The 22,977-nt window shown below is 64.4% G+C and carries 21 protein-coding genes; 15 read left to right on the plus strand and 6 right to left on the minus strand.

Annotated elements, in window-relative coordinates; translation table 11 throughout:
• The first annotated feature begins 16 nt into the window (after positions 1–16).
• The 9 genes from F8N82_RS12335 (at position 17) to F8N82_RS12375 (ending at position 6,975) form a co-directional block, all read left to right on the plus strand.
• Positions 17–340 (plus strand): c-type cytochrome, encoded by a 324-nt coding sequence (locus F8N82_RS12335; RefSeq protein WP_038995569.1) that lies wholly within the window; start codon positions 17–19, stop codon positions 338–340.
• Positions 337–1,515, plus strand: a complete 1,179-nt coding sequence (locus tag F8N82_RS12340; RefSeq protein WP_038995570.1) for a cytochrome D1 domain-containing protein — start codon at positions 337–339, stop codon at positions 1,513–1,515. The genes F8N82_RS12335 and F8N82_RS12340 overlap by 4 nt, the downstream gene beginning before the upstream one ends.
• 1 nt (position 1,516) lies before the next feature.
• Positions 1,517–1,975, plus strand: coding sequence for an Lrp/AsnC family transcriptional regulator (locus F8N82_RS12345; RefSeq protein ID WP_038995572.1), 459 nt, complete (start codon positions 1,517–1,519; stop codon positions 1,973–1,975).
• Positions 1,972–2,487: an Lrp/AsnC family transcriptional regulator gene (locus tag F8N82_RS12350; protein WP_038995574.1), complete on the plus strand. Its 516-nt coding sequence runs from the start codon at positions 1,972–1,974 to the stop codon at positions 2,485–2,487. Before F8N82_RS12345 ends, F8N82_RS12350 begins: the two co-directional genes overlap by 4 nt.
• Positions 2,480–2,923 carry an Lrp/AsnC family transcriptional regulator gene (locus tag F8N82_RS12355; RefSeq protein ID WP_038995575.1) on the plus strand — a complete coding sequence of 148 codons (444 nt, stop codon included), beginning with the start codon at positions 2,480–2,482 and terminating at the stop codon, positions 2,921–2,923. Before F8N82_RS12350 ends, F8N82_RS12355 begins: the two co-directional genes overlap by 8 nt.
• Complete coding sequence (locus F8N82_RS12360) at positions 2,898–3,398, plus strand: Lrp/AsnC family transcriptional regulator (protein ID WP_038995576.1); 501 nt, start codon at positions 2,898–2,900, stop codon at positions 3,396–3,398. The genes F8N82_RS12355 and F8N82_RS12360 overlap by 26 nt, the downstream gene beginning before the upstream one ends.
• A 14-nt stretch (positions 3,399–3,412) precedes the next feature.
• Positions 3,413–4,591 carry a heme d1 biosynthesis radical SAM protein NirJ gene (nirJ, locus tag F8N82_RS12365; protein ID WP_038995577.1) on the plus strand — a complete coding sequence of 393 codons (1,179 nt, stop codon included), beginning with the start codon at positions 3,413–3,415 and terminating at the stop codon, positions 4,589–4,591.
• Between the two features lie 72 nt (positions 4,592–4,663).
• On the plus strand, positions 4,664–5,494 hold the full coding sequence (gene cobA / locus F8N82_RS12370) for a uroporphyrinogen-III C-methyltransferase (protein ID WP_038995578.1): 831 nt from the start codon (positions 4,664–4,666) through the stop codon (positions 5,492–5,494).
• Positions 5,491–6,975, plus strand: coding sequence for a cytochrome D1 domain-containing protein (locus F8N82_RS12375; RefSeq protein WP_038995579.1), 1,485 nt, complete (start codon positions 5,491–5,493; stop codon positions 6,973–6,975). The genes cobA and F8N82_RS12375 overlap by 4 nt, the downstream gene beginning before the upstream one ends.
• Here the strand turns inward: F8N82_RS12375 and hemN are convergent.
• The 6 genes from hemN to vasI all read right to left on the minus strand — a co-directional run bounded on the left by hemN (position 6,972) and on the right by vasI (position 15,972).
• Positions 6,972–8,357, minus strand: a complete 1,386-nt coding sequence (gene hemN / locus F8N82_RS12380; protein ID WP_038995580.1) for an oxygen-independent coproporphyrinogen III oxidase — start codon at positions 8,355–8,357, stop codon at positions 6,972–6,974. The genes F8N82_RS12375 and hemN overlap by 4 nt on opposite strands.
• Positions 8,344–9,678, minus strand: coding sequence for a hypothetical protein (locus F8N82_RS12385; RefSeq protein ID WP_038995581.1), 1,335 nt, complete (start codon positions 9,676–9,678; stop codon positions 8,344–8,346). The genes hemN and F8N82_RS12385 overlap by 14 nt, the downstream gene beginning before the upstream one ends.
• A gap of 88 nt (positions 9,679–9,766) precedes the next feature.
• Positions 9,767–10,210, minus strand: coding sequence for a CopD family copper resistance protein (locus F8N82_RS12390; protein ID WP_038995582.1), 444 nt, complete (start codon positions 10,208–10,210; stop codon positions 9,767–9,769).
• A gap of 116 nt (positions 10,211–10,326) precedes the next feature.
• A complete protein-coding gene (tssM, locus tag F8N82_RS12395) occupies positions 10,327–13,926 on the minus strand; it encodes a type VI secretion system membrane subunit TssM (RefSeq protein ID WP_038995583.1) in 3,600 nt (1,199 codons plus the stop codon).
• Positions 13,927–13,936: 10 nt separating this feature from the next.
• Entirely contained in the window at positions 13,937–15,367 is a 1,431-nt protein-coding gene (tssA, locus tag F8N82_RS12400; RefSeq protein WP_038995584.1) for a type VI secretion system protein TssA, read from the minus strand.
• Positions 15,355–15,972: a type VI secretion system-associated protein VasI gene (gene vasI / locus F8N82_RS12405; protein WP_176470461.1), complete on the minus strand. Its 618-nt coding sequence runs from the start codon at positions 15,970–15,972 to the stop codon at positions 15,355–15,357. The genes tssA and vasI overlap by 13 nt, the downstream gene beginning before the upstream one ends.
• Before the next feature lie 355 nt (positions 15,973–16,327).
• Between vasI and tssB the strand changes: the two genes are divergently transcribed.
• From tssB to tssJ, 6 genes are all read left to right on the plus strand, one after another.
• Positions 16,328–16,843: a type VI secretion system contractile sheath small subunit gene (gene tssB, locus F8N82_RS12410; RefSeq protein ID WP_038995585.1), complete on the plus strand. Its 516-nt coding sequence runs from the start codon at positions 16,328–16,330 to the stop codon at positions 16,841–16,843.
• 61 nt (positions 16,844–16,904) lie between these two features.
• The gene (gene tssC, locus F8N82_RS12415) at positions 16,905–18,383 is read left to right on the plus strand and encodes a type VI secretion system contractile sheath large subunit (RefSeq protein ID WP_038995586.1); all 1,479 of its coding nucleotides are present in this window, start codon (positions 16,905–16,907) and stop codon (positions 18,381–18,383) included.
• Positions 18,384–18,800, plus strand: a complete 417-nt coding sequence (gene tssE / locus F8N82_RS12420) for a type VI secretion system baseplate subunit TssE (RefSeq protein WP_080764748.1) — start codon at positions 18,384–18,386, stop codon at positions 18,798–18,800.
• A gap of 7 nt (positions 18,801–18,807) precedes the next feature.
• The gene (tssF, locus tag F8N82_RS12425; RefSeq protein WP_038995587.1) at positions 18,808–20,574 is read left to right on the plus strand and encodes a type VI secretion system baseplate subunit TssF; all 1,767 of its coding nucleotides are present in this window, start codon (positions 18,808–18,810) and stop codon (positions 20,572–20,574) included.
• On the plus strand, positions 20,538–21,563 hold the full coding sequence (gene tssG, locus F8N82_RS12430) for a type VI secretion system baseplate subunit TssG (protein WP_038995589.1): 1,026 nt from the start codon (positions 20,538–20,540) through the stop codon (positions 21,561–21,563). Before tssF ends, tssG begins: the two co-directional genes overlap by 37 nt.
• Positions 21,560–22,969, plus strand: coding sequence for a type VI secretion system lipoprotein TssJ (gene tssJ, locus F8N82_RS12435; RefSeq protein WP_038995590.1), 1,410 nt, complete (start codon positions 21,560–21,562; stop codon positions 22,967–22,969). Before tssG ends, tssJ begins: the two co-directional genes overlap by 4 nt.
• Positions 22,970–22,977: the final 8 nt, after the last annotated feature.

The raw sequence follows: 22,977 nt of genomic DNA on the forward strand, positions 1-22,977 counted from the left end.
ATCCAGGGAGGGCGTCATGAAGACTTACCGCTGTATTGCGAGCCTGGCGACCCTCCTGCTCTGCTCCGCTGTATTCGCCGCGCCTGACGCCCAGCGCCAGGCGCAGCTCGAACACCTGCTGGCCCAGGACTGTGGCGCCTGCCATGGCCTGCACCTGACCGGCGGCCTGGGCCCGCAACTGACCCCGGCAGCCCTGGCCGGCAAACCCCGCGACAGCCTCATCGCCACCGTGCGCCTGGGCCGCCCCGGCACCGCCATGCCGGCCTGGGAGGCGCTGCTGAGCGCCGACGACATCGGCTGGCTGGTCGATCATCTTTTGCAAGGAGCACCTGCCCCATGATCCGACGCGTACTGTTACCCGCCACCTGCGCGCTGCTGTTGTCCGCCTGCTCCCAGGCCCCACTGCGGGGTACGGGCGACCTGGGCCTGGTGGTGGAGCGCGCCAGCGCCAGCGTGCAGATCATCGACAGCAGCGCCGGCAAAGCCCTGGCGCGGATCGACGGCCTGGGCGATTTGTCCCATGCCTCGGCGGTGTTCTCCCGCGATCAACGCTATGCCTATGTGTTCGGCCGCGACGGCGGCCTGAGCAAAATCGACCTGCTTGCCCAGCGCATCGACAAACGCCTGATCCAGGGCGGCAACAGCATCGGCGGCGCCATCAGCCAGGACGGCAAGCTGATTGCGGTATCCAACTACGTGCCGGGCGGGGTCAAGGTTTTCGATGCCCACAGCCTGGAACTGGTCGCGGATATCCCCGCCACCCTGCTCGCCGACGGTAAAAAACGCTCGCGGGTGGTCGGCCTGGTGGATGCGCCCGGCCAGCGCTTCGTGTTCAGCCTGTTCGACAGCGGCGAAATCTGGAGTGCCGACTTCAGCCACGGCAATACGCCGCAGATCACCCGCTTCACCGCTATCGGCGAGCAACCCTACGACGCGCTGATCACCGCCGATGGCCGCTATTACATGGCTGGGCTGTTCGGTGAAGACGGCATGGCCCAGCTCGACCTCTGGCACCCGGAGCGCGGGGTCAAGCGCGTGCTCGGCGACTACGGACGCGGCCAGGCCAAATTGCCGGTGTACAAGATGCCGCACCTGGAAGGCTGGGCGGTGGCCGACAACCAGGCTTTCGTGCCGGCGGTCGGGCACCATCAGGTATTGGTCATGGATGCGCGCACCTGGCAGCAGACCGACACCATTGCCGTCGCCGGGCAACCGGTGTTCGTCACCGCGCGGCCGGACGGGCGCCAGCTGTGGGTCAACTTCGCCTACCCGGACAACGACCGGGTGCAGGTCATCGACAGCGAATCGCACCAGGTGGTCGCCGACCTCAAGCCCGGCCCTGGCGTATTGCACATGGAGTTCACCGCCCGGGGCGACCAGCTGTGGCTGTCGGTGCGCGACCGCGACCAGGTGCAGGTCTGGGACCCGTATAGCCTCAAGCGCCTTGCCAGCCTGCCCGCTGCCGCCCCCAGCGGCATCTTCTTCAGCAGCCGCGCCCAGCAGATGGGGTATTGAGATGCCAGTACACGCCCTGGAACAACGCCTGATCGAACACTTTCAGCATGGCATGCCGATTTGCGCCGAACCCTACCGCCAGATGGCACAGGTGCTGGACTGTAGCGAGGAGCAGGTCATCGCCTGCCTGCAACAGATGGCCGCGCGCGGCAGCCTGTCGCGCATCGGCCCGGTGTTCGACCACCGCCATGCCGGCGCCAGCACCCTCGCCGCCCTCGCCGTGCCCGCCGAGCGCCTGCAGCAGGTGGCCGAGCGTATCAACCAGTATCCCGAGGTGAACCACAACTATGCCCGCGAGCACCACTACAACCTCTGGTTCGTGCTGACCGGGCCCGACCGCGCGCACCTGCAGTGCATCCTCGACGAGCTTGCGGCCGACACCGGGCTGACCCCGCTCGACCTGCCGATGTTGACCGCCTACCGCATCGACCTCGGCTTCGCCCTGGGAGACGGAACATGAACCGGCCGCTGGCACCTGCGCAAAACCTGGCCTTGCGGCGCCTGCTCGAAGGCGGCCTGCCCCTGCTGCCCAGGCCCTATCTGGCCCTGGCCGAGCAAATCGGCGCCGATGAACAGCAGGTTATCGAACAGCTCAGCCTCTGGCAGCAGCAAGGCTTGTTCCGCCGCTTGGGCCTGGTGCTCAACCACCGTGCCCTGGGCTTTACCGCCAACGCCATGCTGGTGCTGGACGTCCCCGACGCCCTGATCGACGAAGTCGGCCAGCGCCTGGGAAGCGAGCCGCTGGTACGCCTCTGCTACCAGCGCCCACGGTGCCTGCCGCAGTGGCGCTACAACCTGTTCTGCATGGTTCATGGCCGTCAGCGCGAACGGGTCCAGGTGCAGATTGAATCCCTGCTCGCCCAGCACCTGCTCAGCGACCTGCCCTATCAGGTGCTGTTCAGCACCCAGGCGTTCAAACAGTGCGGTGGCCGCTTCGCCCCCGCCGTCAGCGTAGCCCTCGCCCATGGATGAACTCGACCGCCGCCTGATCAACCGCCTGCAGCTGGGCCTACCGCTGGTGCCCCAGCCCTGGCAGGTGCTGGCCGAGGAATTGGGCAGCAGCAGCCAGCAACTGCGTGAACGCCTGCAACGCCTGCTCGACGACGGCACCCTGACCCGCTTCGGGCCGATGTTCGACATCGAACGCCTGGGCGGCGCCTTTACTCTGGCGGCGCTGAAGGTGCCCGAAGCGCGCTTCGAGGCGGTCGCCGCCGCGCTTGAAACCATGCCCGAGGTCGCCCACAACTACCGCCGCGAACACGCCTTCAACATGTGGTTCGTCCTCGGTTGCGCCAGCCTTGAGCAGTTGAACCAGGCCCTGCAGCGCATCGAGCAACGCACCGGCCTGGCGCCGCTGAACCTGCCCAAGGAGGAGACCTACCATGTCGGCTTGTACTTCCCGCTCTGAACAGGCCCTGGCCCTGCGCCTGGTCGAGCTGACCCAGGCCGGCCTGCCGCTGGTCGAGGATCCCTGGGGCTGGCTGGCCGGGCAGTTGCAACTGAGCGTCGAGGCAACCCTTGAGCTGCTCAAGCGCCTGCAGGCCGACGGCGCGATTCGGCGCATTGGCGCAGTACCCAACCACTACCGCCTGGGCTATCGCTTCAACGGCATGACCGTCTGGGATGTCGAGGATGCGCAGATGCCGCGCCTGGGCCGGCTGATCGGCGCCCAGCCCTTCGTCAGCCACTGTTATCGGCGCCCGCGCAACGGCAGCTGGCGCTACAACCTGTTCGCCATGGTCCACGGCCGCAGTGCCTGCGAAATCGACAGCTACCGCGAACACCTGCGCTACCTGCTGGGTGATGCCTGCCGGGCCGACGACATGCTGGTCAGCAGCCGCATCCTGAAAAAAACCGGTCTGCGCCTACCCACCAACCCCTGAGCAAGGAGCGTTGCATGTTGAGGATCAGCCATTACCTGCGCGCCCTGGCCGGCCAAAGCCCGGCCCCGCGCACCAGCCCACCGGGCAGCCCGCGCGCGCCGGTGGTGATCTGGAACCTGCTCAGGCGTTGCAACCTGACCTGCAAGCACTGCTACGCCACCTCGGCCGACAGTGTGTTTCGTGACGAGCTGGACACCGAAGCGGCCCTGCAGGTGATCGATGACCTGGCCGCTGCCGGGGTCAAGGTGCTGATCCTCTCTGGCGGCGAACCGCTGCTGCGCGCCGACCTGTTCCTGCTCAGTGCCCATGCCCGCGACCAAGGCATGTTCGTCGCCCTGTCGAGCAACGGTACGCTGATCGATGAGCGCAACATCGCCCAGGTTCGCGCGGCCCGCTTCGATTACGTCGGCATCAGCATCGATGGCCTGGAGGCCACCCACGATGCCTTTCGCCAGCTCAAGGGCAGCTTTGCCAGATCGCTCAAGGCCATGCGCCTGTGCCGCGAACAGGGCATTCGCGTCGGCATGCGCACCACCCTGACCCAGGACAACCACGCCCAGTTGCCGGCGCTGCTGGCACTGATGCGCGACTGTGACGTGCACAAGTTCTACCTCTCGCACCTGAACTACAGCGGCCGCGGCAAGCGCAGCCGCAAGCTCGACGCACTGCAGCAGATGAGCCGTGAAGCGATGAACCTGCTGTTCGACCAGGCCTGGGAGGATATCCAACACGGCCGCGATAGCGACTTTGTCAGCGGCAACAACGATGCCGATGCCATCCTGTTGCTGCAGTGGACAGCGCGCCATCTGCCCGACCATTACCCGCAGCTGGAACAGATGCTGCGCGCCTGGGGCGGCAATGCGTCGGGCTGCGCCATCGCCAATATCGACAACACGGGCGAAGTGCACCCCGACACCTACTGGTGGCAACACTCGGTGGGCAACGTGCGGCGCACGCCGTTCCGCACCCTGTGGCTGGAGCAGCCCGACCCGCTGCTGTTGCGCCTGCGCGAGCATCCCCGGGCCGTCACCGGGCGCTGCGCCGCCTGCCGCTGGCTGAGTATCTGCAACGGCAACACCCGCACCCGCGCCTGGGCCGCCGGTGACCTCTGGGGCCAGGACCCGGGCTGCCACCTGAGCGATGAAGAAATCGGCCTGCCGCCAACCGCCTGCATTCCTTGCGTCACGCATTGACAACCTGACCGGACAAGCCGCCGACACAGGCGGCCATCCGGCGCCCCTGATGATGGAACAAGGAACGCCCTCATGCATTGTGCCTCCGTTCTACCCGCCGCCCTGCACTCGCCCTTCAACCCCGGTGAAGTCGCCCTGGTCGGCGCCGGGCCCGGCGATCCGCGCCTGCTTACCCTGCGCGCCTGGAGCCTGCTGATGCAGACCGATGCCGTGGTTTATGACCGCTTGATCAGCAGCGAACTGCTGGCACTGATTCCGCCTGGCTGCAGCCGCCATTACGTGGGCAAGATCAGCGGCTACCACAGCCTGCCCCAGGCGCAGATCAATCAGCTGCTGGTCGACCTCGCGGCGCGCGGCCAGCGGGTGGTGCGGCTCAAAGGCGGCGACCCGTTCATCTTCGGTCGGGGCGCCGAAGAGCTCGACTTTCTCCTGCAGCACGGCATCGATTGCCAGGTGGTGCCGGGCATCACCGCCGCCGCCGGCTGCAGCGCCTATGCCGGGATCCCCCTGACCCACCGCGACCTGGTCAACTCCTGCCGCTTCATCACCGGCCACCTGCAACAAGACGGCGCACTCAACCTGCCCTGGCAGAGCCTGGCCGACAGCAGCCAGACCCTGGTGTTCTACATGGGCCTGTCCAATCTGCGGCTGATCACTGAGCAGTTGATAGCCGCCGGGCTCGCCGCCGATACGCCGGCAGCCCTGATCAGCCACGGCACCTGCGCCGACCAGCAGGTGCTGCGCGGTACGCTCGCGATGTTGCCACGCCTGGCCCGGCAATGCCCCGGCGCCACGCCAACGCTGACGGTGATCGGCAAGGTGGTCGGGTTGTTCGCCGACCAGGCACTGCGCTACCCGGCGCACTTTGCCGCTGCCGCGCTGGCCGCCGAGGTCGCGCCATGAAAGCCCTGGCCCTTGTCCCGCTGTTGTGGATGGCTTCGGCCCAGGGCAGCGCCGTTGTCGACCAGGCCGCCCAGGACTATCAGCAACATTGCCAGCAATGCCATGGCGCCACGCGTTTCGGCGCCAGCGGCCCAGCCCTGCTGCCGGAAAGCCTGAGCCGGATCAAGCCGGCCGAGATCCGCCAGGTGATCAGCGCGGGCCGCCCGGCCAGCCAGATGAGCGGCTTTGCCAAGGTGCTGAGCCCAACCCGGATCGACGGCCTGGTGACCTACCTGCAACAGCCGCCGGCCACACCACCGACCTGGAGCGATACCCAGATCCGCGCCAGCCACCAGCTACTGAACGCCGTCGATAGCTTGCCAGGCACGCCCCAGCACGGTGCCGACCCGCTGAACCTGTTCGTGGTGGTCGAAGCCGGCGACCACCACATCAACATCCTCGACGGCGACCGTTTCACCGTGCTGGCGCGCTTTGCTTCGCATTTTGCCGTGCACGGCGGGCCGAAGTTCTCGCCCGATGGCCGCTTCGTCTACTTCGCCTCCCGCGATGGCTGGGTCAGCCAGTACGACCTGCACAACCTCAAACTGATCGCCGAGGTGCGCGCCGGGCTCAATACCCGCAACCTGGCAGTGAGCAAGGACGGACGCTGGGTGCTGGTGGGCAACTACCTGCCAGGCAACCTGGTGCTGCTCGATGCCCGTGACCTGACGCCGGTGAAAACCATCGCCGCGGTTGGCCTGGATGGCAGGCCGTCGCGGGTCAGCGCGGTGTACACGGCGCCGCCACGGGACAGCTTCATCGTCGCGCTCAAGGACGTAAAGGAGGTTTGGGAGCTGTCCAGCGCCGGCCAACCCGACTTCGTGCCACGCAGGATTGTCGCCGAGGACTTTCTCGACGACTTCTCCTTCTCGCCAGACTACCGGCAACTGCTGGCCACCTCACGCAAGGCCAACGGCGGCCAGGTGCTCGACCTCGACAGCGGCCAGGTCGTCAGTCGCATCGCCCTGCCCGGCATGCCGCACCTGGGCTCCGGCACCTGGTGGCAACGCGACGGTGCCTGGGTGTTTGCCACGCCGAACATCAGCAAGGGCCTGATCTCGGTAATCGACCTCAAGACCTGGCGCCTGATCAAGGAGATCCCCACCCTCGGCCCGGGCTTTTTCATGCGCAGCCATGCCAAATCGGCCTATGCCTGGACCGATGTATTCTTCGGCCCCGACAACGACGCCATCCACCTGATCGACAAGCAGACCCTGGAGATCGCCCACACCCTGCGGCCGATGCCGGGCAAGACCGCCGCTCATGTCGAGTTCAGCCACAACGGCCGCTACTTGCTGCTGAGCATCTGGGCCAACGACGGCGCACTGATCGTCTACGACAGCCAAACCCTCGAAGAGATCAAGCGCCTACCCATGAACAAGCCCTCGGGCAAGTACAACGTCGGCAACAAGATCGAGTTCGCCGAAGGTACCTCGCATTAGACCGTGCGCGAAAACTGGCCTTTGCGCCCACCGCCCAGGTAGGCGTCAAAGGCCATGGCGGTGTTGCGCATCATCAAGTGGCCCTGGGGCAGCAACTGCAAGGCGTGTTGATCAAGCGCCAGCAACTGGTCATCCACCTGCTCGGCCAACTGCTCCAGGGCCTCGGCGAAGTAGTCGTTGAAGCGGATACCGTGTGTAGCCTGGAACCGGTCAAAATCGATACGGCCATGGCACATCAGCTGGTTGATCACCTCGCGGCGCAGCAGGTCGTCGGCGTTCAGGCGATAACCGCGCTGAATCGGCAACATGCCCTGATCGAGTCGCGCGTAGTACTGGGACAATAGCTTGACGCTCTGGCTGTAGCTGTCGCCGACCTTGCCGATGGCCGACACACCGAGGCCGATCAGGTCGCAGTCGGCATGGGTCGAGTAACCCTGAAAATTGCGCTGCAGGGTGCCATTGGCGCGGGCCAGGGCCAACTCATCCTGCGGCAAGGCGAAGTGGTCCATGCCGATGTACACGTAACCGGCATCGGTCAGGCGCTCAATGGTCAGTTCCAGCAACTCCAGCTTGCGCTCCGGCGGCGGCATGTCTTCGCGGCGGATCATGCGCTGCGCGCGCACCTGCTCGGGCAGGTGGGCATAGCTGTAGGCGGCAATGCGGTCCGGGCGCAGAGCGATGATCTTTTCCAGAGTCACGTCGAAGCTCTGCACCGTTTGCAGTGGCAGGCCATAGATCAGGTCGACGCTGATCGACTTGAAGCGCGCCTGGCGTGCGGCGGCCACCAAGGCGTAGATCTGCGCTTCGCTTTGCCGGCGATTGACCGCAGCCTGCACATCGGCATCGAAATCCTGCACGCCGAAACTCAGGCGATTAAAGCCCAGGCCACGCAGCATCTGGATTTGCCCGGTACTGATGGTGCGCGGATCGACCTCGATGGAAAACTCGTGCTCGTCGCTGTCATCGAGGTTGAACGCCTGGTGCAGGCAGTCCATCAACTCGGCCAGTTGCGCGTTGCTCAGGTAGGTCGGCGTGCCGCCGCCCAGGTGCAGTTGGGTCAACTTGCGGCTGCGCTCGAACAGCGCGCCCTGCAAGGCGATCTCGCGTTTCAGGTAGCCCAGGTACTCGGCCGCGCGGTGGGTCTTGCGGGTGATGATCTTGTTGCAGGCGCAGTAGTAGCAAAGGCTTTGGCAGAACGGGATATGGATATAGGCCGACAGCGGCTTGGGGCTAGGCGCCAGGTTGCTGGCCTGCACGGCCTGCAGGTAGTCATCGATGGCGAACGCCGGGTGAAACTGCGGCGCGGTCGGGTACGAGGTGTAGCGCGGCCCCGGACAGTCGTACTTTTTTACCAGGGCGCGGTTGAATTCAAAGGCTGGCATCGTGATCGACCCATTGCTGATGGAGGGAAAGCCCCGGGCTGCTCTGGTCGAACAGCTGGCAGATGGCATCCACTTCCACCCGGCCGGCGGGCAATATGCTGATGTAACGCGCCGACAGCTCGACCAGCCCGGCCCGACTCATGGCCTCCAGCTGGCGCCAGGCGCAAGCAAAGTATTGGCGAAAATCCACGCCGTAGCGGACCTCGATGGCCTGGATATCCAGCTCCAGGTCACAGGCCAGGCGTTCGGTTACGCGCTGGCGCAGATGATCATCCGCCTCGCAGCGCCAGCCTCGGCAGGTGGCCAATTGGTCGTTGCCCAACTGTTGCAGGTAGTGCGCCAGGGTCAGGGCATTCTGCGTGTAGAGCTCGTCGAACTGGCTGATCGCGCCCAGGCCCAGGCCGATATGGTCGCAGTAACCGTGCCGGGTAAAGCCCTGGCAATTGCGCCGCAGGCGCCCACGTTCCTGGGCGATGGCCAGGTCGTCGTCGGCGCGCACGAACTGGCCCAGGCCGATGTGCTGGTACCCCGCTGCCAGCAGCTGCGCAAAACAGCTTCGGCGCATCAGCGCCTTGTCCTGCTCGCTGCAGGGCGCTTGCGGGGCACTGTGGGCATAACGCGCCGGCGGCTGGGCATAATCGAACACCCGCAGGCGGTCGGGCTCAAGTACGATCAGGGTGGCAAGCTTGCGGGCGAAGCTATCCGGGGTTTGCCAGGCGTGGCCGTAACCCAGGTCGACACTCACCGAGCGAAAATCGAAGGTGCGCGCGGCATCGATCAACGAATGAATCGGCGCCGGGTTCCGGCAGCGGGCGGCCGACAGCACCCCACCCTGGCCACAATCGGGCACGCCGATGCTGACATGGTTGAAACCCTGGTCGCGCAACAGGCCCATGGTCGCCCAATCGGTGTGATGCAGATCGACTTCAACACCGTAGTCACCCAGCTCGTGCTGGAGCAAGTTGAAGCGTTGGCGCAGTTGCTCCATCAACCGCCGCAGCACCTCGGGGCCTGGCGTGGCGCCGCTCAGCTGGAACTGCTCGATGCTCTGGTCGGCGCCCAGGTGGCAGCCCACCAGGGCAATCTCCCGCTGCAAGCCGCGCAGATAGGCGTCCTGCTCCTGGCCATCGAGCCCGGCCGGTAGCTCGACGCTCAAGGACAACGGCCGGTGCTGCTGACGGCTGGCACGCAGGGCGCGCAACACATCCAGCGAACCGATGCCGGCATGGAACCTGCGGGTGTCGGCATGCCCCCCGGGCTCGCCCGGCCATTGCCCGTGCGGGGTGATCTGCTGCGGGTGGCGATGGCGTGGGTCAAGCATGGCGGGGCTCCGAGACGGGCTGCGGAGCATCAGTGTCCGCCCTGAGCGGCCCGGGGGCCTTGATTTGCATCAAGCGCGGCGCGGCTGGCTACCAACTCAGGTAGAACATGGCCTTGGCCAGCAGCAGGATCAGCAACAGATGAACGAACACACTGTGATGAATGAACTTCACCCGGCCAGTGCTCATCTGCCCGCTGCGAAACCACAGCATGGCCACGAGAAAATGCCCCAGCACGCTGGCGGCAAGCACGATTTTCACCAGCAACAAGGTACCGAACGACGAGTGCAGCGGCGCCTGCAGCACCGGCACATAACGCTGCCAGACCATCCCCGCACCGGCCCCGAACAACACCAGCAGCACCCAGGGCATCAACTGCCGGGCGCGCTGGCCGATGGCTTGTTCCAGAAGCAGCATGAGCCTGGCCGGCAACTGCTTGCGGATGTGTTCCAGGAACAACACCTCGAAGAACACCGTCCCGATGAAAATCACTGCGCCGAACAGGTGCAGGGTTAACAACAGCGGATAAAACATCGGGGCCTCGGCGCGAGTCTGGCACTGGGCTCGAGACTAGCGCGGCGCTGAGGTGGGGTGGTTGACGGCAATCAAGAAAAGCCGCGGGGCAAGCCCGCTCCTACTCCGGTGTACATCTACGACTCTTCAGGGCGGCGTGCTTCGAGCAAGGTCCTGGGCAAGGCAAATCCTGCAAAACTGCGCTGGGTGACTGGGTTGTTGGCCTTTTGTACCCCGACGCGGTAGCGCATCAGGCCATCGGCCACGGCAAAGGTCAGGTCGACGCTGGTTTCGGTGCGGCCATTGAGCTGCGCGCGGCTGAGCAGGCGAAACAGCGACCAGGGCCCACGATAGCTGAGGCTGGCGGTGTTACCGCTGCTGTGCACCAGCGTCAGCTGGCTGGCGCTGGCACTGCCCAGATCGTTGGGCCAGACCAGCCCGGTGCGCTGCGGCGCGCCATGCCGGTAAGGAATCAACTGGCCATCGATACTCAACAGGCTACTCAGGCGAGTGCTGCTCAAGGCCAGGGGCTCGATGCTCAGCTGCACCGCCAGGTGGCCGCGGTTGTTGAAGAACGTGTCACGGATACGCTCGGCATGGTTCAGTTGCTCCAGTACATCGTTGCGCACCAGGTAGCCGCCGAGAGCGTCGGAGTACAGTGCGTCGAGGTTGTCCTTGAGGAACACGCTCAGGTATTGGTCCTGAAACTGTTGTAAGCGCCCCTTGGGGCCGAAGAAGGTTTCGAAGTCTTCCAGCGAAGCATCCTCCCCCCCCGGCGTGAACGGGTAACGATTGGCCAGACGTTCGCGGTAGAAGCTGTAGACCTCGCTGTCCCAGCGTTTTTCCAGCTCGCCCAGGGCGGCGATCATCAGGACCTGGGCGCTTTGGTCGGCAAGCTTTCTGGCCTGCTGGTTGAGCGGCTCGGGCAGGCCGGCAGCGATACGTTGCAAGTTGGCAATCGGATCGGCGCCGCCCAGCGAAAACCGTTGCAACACGGCTTTCAATGCAGCTTTGCCCGGGTCGGGGCTGTCGTGCACGGTTTTGGTGTAGTCGTAGACCACGCTGACCGCGCGCAAGGTTTCTTCATAGTAGGACGGCCGATCCCCCTGGGCCGTGATCAGCTCGGTAAGGCCGGAAAATGCCCGGCGGATCGCCAATGCCTGTAGTGACCCATCCGCCGCTTTTTGCGCGCCGCCCGCCTGCTCCTCGGCCAGCGGCAGCGACGGATAGATCACGCTGTTATCGCGCAGGGTTTCCAGCAGGCGCCGTATCGGTGCGCTCGGCCCGGTCACCTGTTCCAGTACTGCGACGCCATGGCTCAAGTCGCGAAAATCGACGATCGCGATCTGGTTCAGGGCCCGGCGCCAGCTGTCCACATAGTCGGCGTGATACAAGGCTCGAATGCGCTGGCTCAGCACCTCGCGGTCATGCTCGGAGAAGTCCAGCCGTTGGCGTTCACCGAGTACCCACTGATCGATCATCGCCAGCTCTATGAGGTTACCGCTGCCCGCCTCGAAGTACGCCTTGTAGCCTTTGGCCGTGAGCAGCGGAGCCAACAGCAGGCCGCTGCTTTCGCCGTCACTGGCTGGCGGTACCTGGTAGATGATGTCGAAGGCCGGGCCCACTTCACTGCGCAGGTCCAGCGCCGGTTGCAAGCGTGCCTGCGCCTGGCGCTTGAGCGAGAGATAGACCCGCTCGGCCATGGGCCGCTGGCGCAAGGTCTGTTGCACCAGGGCGATCCGTTCGTGGTGCTGCGGCAGGTCGGCGTCGGCGTACTTCAGCGCGTAGTCAAGGTGACGCATCAGGTCGACCTGTACCTGCCCCTGCCCCGGGTAGGCCCGCTGCCATTGCCTGGCCGCCCACTGTTGGACAATGGCCGGTTGGCGGTTGGCACGATCTTCGATCATGCGGTACACGCGTAACGCCGCCAGTTGCTCATCGCTGCCAGAAGGCGCCGCATTGATGGCTTCCAGGGCGCGGCTGGCAATGGCCGGTAAGAAGCGTTTGGACAGCAGGTTGAGGTACGCTTCGTCCACCGTCGGGCCGATTTTCTTGCCTTGGTAGAGGCCCATGTCGGACAACAGCGGCCAGGCCTGGCGATAATCGCCATACACCGAAACCGCGTCACGAATCTGATCCAGCGGCGCCAGCAGGTTGCGGCCGGTGGTGTCGACCGTGGCATCGATGTCCCGCGCACTGAACTCCTGGCTTTTGGCCAGGACACTGGCCGCCTTGTCTCGGTTGACGGTGAAGTACAGCTGCCAGAGCCCCACCGCCAGCAAGCAGCCCAGCGAGGCAACGCCGAACCCCGCGAGCAACAGCCGGCGCTTGCTGCGGGCGACCTTGATGTTGTCGCCGGCCAGCCCGGCCTCCGGGTAAATGACCCGTTGGAACAGTTGCTGGGCGAAATAGACGACCTTGCCGCCAGCAGGTTTGACCTCGGCCGCCGGGGGCGCCAGTTGATAGGATTTGCCGGCCTCGTTGACGAAGGCGTTGGTCAATGTGCCCTGCTGGTACACCGATGAAAAGTACACCCCACGCACCAGCGCAGGCGTAGTGAAGCGGTCGCTGCCGAGCATTTCAGCCAAAAACCCCAGCAGTGCCGGACGCAGGCCAGATAGCTGGCGCACCAGGGCCAGGAGGCGCTGGCGCTCAGTCAGCGAATGGGCCTGGGCGCAGCTGTCGAACACTTGCGCGCCAAGGCGCTCGATAAAGCGGTCGTATCGGCTGGCCAGTTCCACCTGCCAGGCATCGAAGTCATCCACCGCGTCCAGGCTAAAGGTGAACCCCAGCAGCGCTTCGCGCCCACTCGGAGAAAGCCGGGCAAAGAACTCTTCGAACCCTTCCAGCAAGTCGACCTTGCTCAACGTCACATACACCGGCAGCCGTGTCCCCAGTTGCCGGGTCAGTTCATACAGCCGGGTGCGCAGCAGGTTCGCCTGGGCCTTGCGTTGCTCGGGTTGCCGGGTCAGCAACGCCTGCAGGTCAACCACCAGCACCACGCCATTGAGTGCGCGGCGGCTGCGGGTGCGGGCCAGCCAGTCGAGCAGGTGCAGCCAGAGCCGCTGGTGAGTGCCCGCGGGGAGTCCCAGGTGAACGCTGCCCTCGCCCTCGGCACTGCTTTCGTGCGGCAGCGGCCATTCAGGCTGGCTGAGCAGTTCGCCTGGCGGGTCGATCAGCACCGCCTCACCCCCCATCCACCAGTCGATCGGATAGGCCAGGTCTGCATCCTGATGGGCGCTGGCGCCAGCGCGGGTGACCTGCGACAGGGCGAAGCTCTGGTTGGAGCGGGTGATCAGGCTGGTCTTGCCGGCGTTCTGCTCCCCGAGCACCAGATACCAGGGCAGTTGGTAGAGCGAACCGCGGCGCTCCATGTTGTTGAGCAGGTGATCGAGGCTGCGCGCCAGTGCCCGCTCCTGCGCCTGCACATGGGGCAGGCAGGGATCGGCCTGTCGCGCCGCTTGCTGTTGGCGCTCGACCTGAAAACGCTGGTAACGCTGGCGTACCCGCCAGGCCCAGACCAGCAGCGGCACCACCAGCACCACGATACTGACCGCCACGCGCATCGGCGCCTGCGCCAGTGGTCGATGTGCATTCCAGGCCCACTGCGGGCCCAGCCACCAGATTGCGCCCAGCATCAGCGCCACGCCCAGCAGCACCAGCAGCGCCAAGGCCCGATTGAACTGACGCAGCAGCGGCAGCCCCCAACGCTTGAGGTGACTCCAGACCATCCCCATAAATTCGCTCCTACTCCTTGACTGCGATGATCAGCGGGTCGGCGCCAAGGCGCTGTGCCACCTTCTGGTACAACTGTGGCTCCCAGCCCTGTGCGCTGGTGTCGCGCATCAAGCGGGCGACACCGGCATACAGATCGTCCGCCAGCCACGACAACCCGCGTGATGCCAGCAGGTCGGCGGCAATCACCGTGGCGTAGCTGCGCTGGCGCGGGGCATCCTGCTCAGCGTGCAATTCCTGCAAACGCAACAGCACCACCTCCACGCCTTCGCTATTGAGTTGGGCAATCAATTCGTCGCGCAGCCCGGCAAACTCCTGCACCGGGCTGTGCGCCGGCTCGTGCTGATCGGCTCCGCTGATCCAGGCCTGGGTCTGGGCATCGGCGAACGGTGTGCCGTCGCTGAAGCACAACCCGGTCAACCCCGGCAGCCGACAGGCAAAACGTTCACAGGCCTGGCGAATGGCGCCTGCCACTTCGTCCATGGCCAGGCGCGAGGCGACGCTGGCCGCCAGGAAGCTGCCTCGTAGCCAGTAGGGCGATGCGGCAACGCTTCTCTCGATGCGCATCAACAGGGCTGGCTCGACGTTGTTGGCAGCCAGGGCGTCCTGGTAGCTGTCGACGATATCGCGGGGCACCGCACTGAGTTCGGTACGCCGCTCACGGCTGATCGACGGCGCATTGCGCACATGCGTCCACAGGCCAAAGCGGCGTAACTGATAACCTACCGGGTCATAAGGATCCTGCTGGTTGATCTGCTCGGCCATGTTCAGCAAGGCGCGCCGCTGCTCGCGCTCATTGCCCACCGGCGCCGTGCTTGCGAAGAACGCCGGGCTCAAACCTGCGCCGCTGGCCACGGGGCGGCTTGCCTGGCTCGGGACGGCCCGCTCGCGGTACTTGCCCAGTTGCTGTTGCAGTGCTTCGATCGCCGCAGGTTCGATCCGTGTGGTCTCGACGCAACCCAGCAGCCTGGCCAGGGCCTGTTCGGCTTCGGCTTGATGGGCCTCGGCAAAGCTGCTGCGCTGCAGGCTCGGCAGTGCCTGGCCAAGCCCCTCGAGCAGGCGCAGCACCTGCTTGCGTTTGTTCAGGTAACCGGTCGGCCCTGGCACCGGGTGAGCACTGTCCCAGTAGTGCTCGAGCATGCCTGCCAGCAGCTTCACGGCATCCACCCAATGCTCCCATTCCCTCGTGCGCAGCCACACCACTTGCAAATGGCCAAGGATGCGCAGGTGCTTGCACTGAGTGGCAAGGTACTGGCGCGAGGCTTCATCGATGTACGGCCAGTCGATTGTGTTTTCGCGCAGGCCACCCAGCTTGACCATTTCCTGGTCGATGGCCTGGAAGGTTTCATCTTCCACATCAAAGAAACCGGCGGGCTGCTCGGCCTCGATGGGCGCCAACAGCTGCTGGAGGGCGCCGGCCGGGACATCGATCACCAACGACATAGCTGGCGCTCCTGCTCGATCAGCTCACCCAGGCCTTGCGCGTCAAAGACCAGCCCGTCGAGCGGCGAGTAGTCACTTTTGACGCTCAGGCGCTGGCCACCGCCCATGCGCCGTAGTAAGGCAATGGCTTGCAGCCCGCGCCCGGCGTCGACCACCAGCCCGGCATCGTCCAGCACCTGCCACGGATAGGCATCGGCAACCGGCTGCCCGTCCTTGAACAGTTGTATGCGGATGCGGTTGGGGCCGGGCGGATCATCCAGCACCAGCTGCACCCGGGAAATACTCGATTCGCAGCTGATCGCAAGGTATGGCCGAGGTGGTGGGACGCCCAGTGCTGGCGCGGAAATGATCATCCGTTGGCGTCTGTCGTCATCGGTCTCTGGCCAGAGCGATGCGAGGAAGCGAAAGTCATCCGCTGCACGGCGCTGCTCGTTGCGCTGGACCAGGTCGACGACGGCGGGCAGCACGCCCGTCCGCGAAGCCGGAGCCAGTACCGGCGCCGGCCCAGGTGGCGTACCGGCAGCTTCATCGAAACAGGCCAGGCGCTTGAGCGGCGAAACGATTGCGGTGCAATCCTGCGCCGCCGCCATGGCACCGGCAGGCATCACTACATACCAGCACAGGCCCAGCCATCTGTATCGCCACCCCTTGCCCATAGCCACTCCTCAGCGATTACCTGCAGCACCTGCAAGTTGCCGATAGTTGATCCGTTGAATTTCAAAGCCTTTAAAGAATCACTCAGATAAAAAATGAAATGCAAGCCACAGCCGACTAAAAAACAGCAAATCAATGAATATAGGAAGTGCGTGTAAGAAACATAAACACGCTTTTTAACGAAAGTCAGAATGCAGGCGAATTACCCTACACAATTATCGGATTAATTTAGGACGCGTCTGACATGACAAAGGGTTTTGGATCCATTCTTATATAAATGACCTACAGCCTGAAGTGGATAATCCCATGTCAAAGATGCACGGTTCCGTTGCCCCGAAAGAGCGCATCAACATTAAATATGTGCCGGCTACCGGCGATCAGCAGGCTGAAGTCGAGCTTCCGCTGAAACTGCTGATCACCGGTGATTTCCTCGGGCGCAGCGATACCTCGAGCGTTGAAGAACGCCGGCCAGTACGCATTGACAAGGACACCTTCAACGCCGTGCTGGCGGAGGCCGAAGTCGATTTGCACATGGCGGTGCCCTCGACGCTCTGCGCCGACGGCGAAAATGACCTGAACGTGCAACTTCAATTCACTTCCATCAATGACTTTGGCCCGGATGCCATCGCCCGGCAAGTGCCGGAGCTGAAAAAACTGCTGCAACTTCGCGAGGCGCTGGTCGCACTTAAAGGCCCGATGGGTAATGTACCGGCCTTTCGCAAGCACTTGCAAAACTTGCTCAGTGACGAGACCACTCGCCAGCGCCTGGCCGAGGAACTGGATCTGGTACTGGATGGCGCAAACACCTCAACAGATACCTAACCATCAAGCAACTTGGCCCTATTCACCTGCCCTGCATCCAGTTATAACCGGAGAACCCACCATGCCCAAGGAAAGTGCTGCCGCCCAGGTCCTGGCGACCGATGAACACGCCTCGCTGCTCGATCAACTACTGGCCAACACCACGATCCGCCCCGCCCAGGAAGGCTACGCCATCGCCCGCCAGGGCGTGGCTGCCTACATCAGCGAAATCCTGCAGAGCGGCGATCACCAGCAACCGGTGAACAAGCACCGGGTCGACCAGATGATCACCGAGATCGACCAGGCCTTGAGCGGGCAAATCGACCAGATCCTCCACCAGCCGCAGTTCCAGCAACTGGAATCGGCCTGGCGCGGTTTGAAGCTGCTGGTCGATCGCACGGACTTTCGCGAGAACATCAAGCTCGAGGTGCTGCATGTCACCAAAGAGGAATTGCTCGAGGATTTCGACAATGCCGGCGACATCACCCGCAGCGGCTTGTACAAGCACGTCTACAGCGCAGGTTTCGGCCAGTTTGGTGGCGAGCCGGTGGCGGCGATGATCGGCAACTACACCTTCGGCCCGTCGTCACCGGACATCAAGCTGCTCGGCTATGTGGCAGCCGTTGGCGCCATGGCCCATGCGCCGTTCGTGATGGCCGCGGCGCCTGAGTTCTTCAACCTCAAGAGCTTTCAGGACCTGGCCGGGGTCAAGGAAGTCAGTGACATCTTTGAAGGCCCCGGCCACACCAAGTGGCGTGGCCTGCGCGAGATGGAAGACGCCAAGTACCTGGCCGCTACCTTGCCGCGCTTTCTGTTGCGCTCGCCCTGGCACAGCACCGAGAACCCGATTCGCAGCTTTTGCTACGACGAGGGCATCGACGCCAATCACGATCATTACCTGTGGGGCAACACCGCGTTCCTGATGGCTTCGCGCATCACCGAAAGCTTTGCCCGCTACCGCTGGTGCCCGAACATCATCGGCCCGCAATCGGGCGGCGCGGTGGATGATCTGCCGGTGCACCTGTTCGAAGCCATGGGCCAGTTGCAGGCCAAGATCCCCACTGAAGTGCTGATTTCCGATCGCAAGGAATTCGAGCTGTCCGAAGCCGGCTTCATCCCCCTGACCATGCGCAAAGACAGCGACAACGCGGCGTTCTTCTCGGCCAACTCGGTGCAAAAACCCAAGACCTTCCCCAAGACCCGCGAGGGCCAGGAAGCGCAGACCAACTACAAGCTGGGCACCCAGCTGCCCTACCTGTTCATCGTCAATCGCCTGGCCCATTACATCAAGGTGCTGCAACGCGAGCAGATCGGCAGTTGGAAGGAGCGCCAGGACGTCGAGCGCGAACTCACCACCTGGCTCAAGCAGTACGTTGCCGACCAGGACAACCCGTCCGCCGACGTGCGCAGCCGCCGGCCCTTGCGCGCCGCGCAGATCGAAGTGCAGGAGGTGGCCGGCAACCCGGGCTGGTACCAGGTCGCGCTGGCGGTGCGCCCGCACTTCAAATACATGGGCGCCAACTTCGAGATCTCGCTGGTTGGCCGCCTGGACACCCAGTAAATGAGCCTGACCAGCCTGTTCGAACGCCTCGAGCCCGAGGCCCCGCGCTATCGCCCGGGCACGGCGCAGAGCCAGGCCCAGCAGGCGATCGAAGCGATCAAGCGTCACCTCGAACAGGTGCTCAACGCCCGCCAGGGCTGCTCGCAAAGCAGCCCTGAACTGGGCCTGCGCGACTTCAACGGGGCTACCCAGGGCAGCAATGACCTGCTGATCGCTATCAGCGCCGACATTCGCCGCTCGGTCGAAGCGTTCGAACCGCGAATCAAGGTCACCGGCGTGCGCTACCAGCCCGACCCGGACCTGCCGCTGGAGCTGAGCTTTCGTCTCGACTGCCAGCTCCGGCTCGACCACAGGGAAGAACAGGTGCAGTTGGAAGTGGCCATGCATGGTCGCGACGGCTACACCCGGGTGAAATGAGAAGACCATGAGCTTGAAGCAACGCTTTGCCGAAGAACTGCGTTACCTGCGTGAACTGGGCCGCGAGTTCGCCGAAGACAATCCGCAACTGGCGCAGTTTCTCGGCGACCAGGCCGGGGACCCGGACGTCGAGCGGCTGCTGGAAGGCTTCGCCTTTCTCACTGCCAAACTGGGCATGAAGATCGATGACGACCTGCCCGAGCTGACCCAGCCCTTGCTGCAGTTGCTCTGGCCGAACTACCTGCGACCGCTGCCCAGCGCGACCATCGTGCGCTTCGACCCGCTGCCTGATGCAATCAGCCAGCGCCAGCTGCTGCCCAAGGGCACACGGCTGTTCGCCAAGCCTGTGGATGGCGTGTCCTGCGAGTTTCGCACCTGTACCGAGGTCAATCTGTATCCCCTGGCCCTGCAGCAGGTCAGCGACGCCCACAGCCGTGAGGCGTCGCTGATGCGCATCGATCTGCGGGTGCTCACCCAACAGTCACTCGACAGCCTGGGCTGCGATCAGCTGGATTTTCACCTCAGTGGCGACGACGTTACCGCCCAGACCCTGTACCTGTGGATTGCCCACTACCTGCAACGCCTCACCTTGCACATCGATGGCCAGGTCTACGGGCTGTCTGTCCAGGACATCGTCTTTCCCGGCTTCAGCGCCGAAGAAGCCCTGCTGCCCTACCCGCGCAATGTCTTTGATGGCTACCGGATCCTGCAGGAGTACTTTGTCTTCCCCCAGCGTTTTCACTTCTTCAGCCTGACCCGCCTGGCCCGGGCATGGCCCGCGCTGAGCAGCGGGCAAATTCGCTTCGAGTTCGAATTCTCCCGACCCATGCCTAGCAATACTCACCTGCACACCCGCGACCTGCAGTTGTACTGCGCGCCGGCAGTCAACCTGTTCAGCCACGATGCCGAGCCCATTGCCCTGGACGGACGCAGCCTGGAGCGGCGTATCCGGCCCACCGGCGCGCAACCTGAAGCCTATGAAGTTTTCAGTGTCGACCGGGTCTCGGGTTGGGATGCGACCGACAAGGAGCGCAAGGGCGATCCGCTACGCACCTTTACGCCCTTTGAGTCGTTCCAACACGAGATTGAGCACGCCCGGGGGCGAACGGCGCTGTACTTTCGCACCCACATCGAAGAGTCCCATGGCCGCGAAGGCCTGCTCCATCGCATTGCCTTTGTCCGTGGTGATGAAAGCGCCTACATCGGCGAGCGTGAAACCGCCTCCATCGAACTGACCTGCAGCAATGGCGACCTGCCCCAGGCGTTGGGAATCGGCGACCTGTCGTGGTCTACCGAGACGACGCCTTCGTTTGCCACCTATACCAACCTGATCGCCCCGACCCGGGCCTACCGGCCGGTGCTCGACAGCAGCCTGCACTGGACGCTGATCTCCAACCTGTCGTTGAACTACCTGTCGCTGCTGTCGGCCGAGCCACTCAAGGCGGTGATTCGCGCTTATGACTTTGCCGCCCTGCACGACCTGCAACAGGCCCGCGCCACGCGCAAACGCCTCGACGGCATCGGCCAGGCGCAGACCACACCGCTCGACTGGCTGATGAAAGGCTTGCCGGTTCGCGGCCTGCAAACCCGTCTGCAACTGGACCAGAACGCCTTCCTGTGCGAGGGCGACCTGTACTTGTTTGCCAGCGTGTTGTCGCAGTTCTTTGCCCTCTACGCGAGCATCAACGCCTTCCATCGCCTGGAAGTGATCAACACCACCAATAACGAGCACTATGAATGGCCACTGTTGACCGGCAGACAACCCCTGATCTAGCCGAAACGCTGCTGGCCGACGCGCGGAACTATTCGTTCCACCGTTTGCTGGAGCAGTTGCACGCTCTGCATGGCGATGACCTCGAGGCGCTGCCTGCAAGCCCGGCCACACGCCGCCGGATCCGCCTGCAGAGCCAGGCCAGCCTGGGCTTTCCGGCATCCGATGTGGCCCAAGCGGGTTACCTGGCCGACGACGGCAGCGGCAATCGGCGTTATCGGGTGCAGACCACGTTCTTCGGCCTGCAGGGCAGCGACTCGCCCCTGCCCGCCTATTACCTCGACCGCCTGGCCTACGAACAAGCCCAGGAGAGCGGCATTCGCCCGGCGTTCCTGGATTTTTTCAATCATCGCCTACTAACCCTGTTGCACCAGAGCTGGCGCAAGTACCGCTACTACATCCGCTTCCAGCCCCAGGCCAGCGACCGCTTTTCGCGCTACGTGTTTTCGCTGATCGGGCTGAACGACAACAACCTGCGCGGTGCCACGCCGTTGCCCTGGGGCCGCTTGCTCAGCTTTGCCGGGCTGATCGCCAGCCGCAGTCGCCCGCCGTCGATGGTGTCCGGCATCGTCGAGCATTGCTTCGATGTACAGGGTGTCTACATACGTGAGTTCGAACGGCGCACCGTGCCCGTGCCACCGCGTCAGCGCCTGGTACTGGGCAAGGCCAACGGCCGGCTGGGCAGCAGCTTCGTGGTCGGCGAGCGCACCCGGACCCGCGCCAGCAAGTTCACCCTGGTGATCCCCAACCTGTCCCAGGCGCGCTTTCGCGAGTTTCTACCCAGTGGCGCGCAGTTCGCACGCCTGCGCCAGCTGCTGGAGTTTCTGCTGCGTGACGTGACTGCCTACGATCTGGAGCTGCGCCTGTGCGAAGAGGACGTACCGCCGTTCAACCTGCAACGCCAGGGCGGTACGCACCTGGGCTGGACCAGCTTCATCGAGAGCCAGCAACAGCACCCCCCCGCCGTGGTACGGATCAGGGGGCGCGCATGAACCTGACCCTGGTGATCGGCAATCCGGCGCAACTGCTGCATGGCTGCCTGCCCAGCCGGCGCATGGATTACAGCGGTGGCCTGATCGGCAGCTACGGCTGCGACTGGCTGCTGCGTGACCGCTCTGGCCGCGTGCGCCCACAGCACTGCCGGATTCACTGGCATGAAGGCCGCTTCTGCGTCACCGACCTGTGCGACGGCACCTACCTCAATGGCCATGACCTACCCCTGGGCCGCGGCGCTACGGTTCGCCTGAACGAAGGCGACGTTCTGCAGGTCGGTGCCTACCGGATCGTCGTGCACCTGCAAGCCGATGCCTGCGCGGATGATGACCCACGCCACCTCAGCCAGCGCTCGCTCGCCGAGTTGCTCAGCGGACACGAGGATGGCCTGGAGGACTGGTGCGCCAATACCCGGACGATGGAGACGGCGCCAGTGCCAGCCCCGGCCTTGTGCGCCGAATTCGAGCGTCTGTGTCGGCCGCTGGATCCGCGCGAACAACACGACCCGTTGCTGGCATTGGCGACGCTACCGTCAATGCCGTCGACGGCTGCCCATGGGCAACTTGCACAAAACCATCACCGCCCGCTGGTTGCACGTCGCAGCAAAAAATCGCTACAGGCCGGTACCCTGCGCCTGTGCCTGTTGCTGCTGGCGGCCCTGGCCCTCGGCGGCTGCACACTGCTGGGCAAGCTCGGCCAGGTGATCATCGACCCTTCGACGCCGGTGGGCGGGCCCGATGATCAACCCAGCCGCTACTCCCTGAGCCTGCACGCCAGCGATGACGTCAACCGGCGCCTGGTCACTCCGGGAACCGCGCTCATGGCTGGCGAGCAGCCCGCGCTGGCGCCCTACAGCCTCGACATCAAGGCCAGCAGCCCCCAGGCCCTGGCAGACAAGCTGCAAGCGGTGCTTGAGCATCTGTACGAAAACGCCCCGGGGCAATCGCCCGTCAGTGACGCACTTGCGCCAGAGCCGCAGGTGTCGTGGATCGACGAATCGCCGCTGGGGGATTACCAGGCTGCCGGCGTCCACCTTGCCACCGCGGCGCAGCACACCGCCCCGCAACAGATAGCCACGCCGGTGGCCTTCAGGGTCCTGCAACTGAGCGACGACTCATTGCTGATGACCGCCAGCGCCGAGGCCCTGGCACTCGACCTGAAAACAGCCCTGGGCAGCACTTACCTGCGCGTCGATGACTACTTGTTGCGGCCCGGCCAGTTCAAGTTCGTCGACCTGCAGCCTGTCGATGAACGAGCCCGTTTCATCGCGGTGATCGCCGACTACCACAACGAAGACGTCAGCCAGTGGAAGCAGCTGCTGCGTGTTGAACCCAAAGGCCGACGCTATGCGTTGCTGGTCGAGCTTGGCCAGGCCCAGGTCGCCCTCAAAGGTGAAACCCGATGACGCTGCCT

Source organism: Pseudomonas fluorescens (assembly GCF_902497775.2).
Taxonomy (GTDB): Bacteria; Pseudomonadota; Gammaproteobacteria; order Pseudomonadales; family Pseudomonadaceae; genus Aquipseudomonas; species Aquipseudomonas putida_F.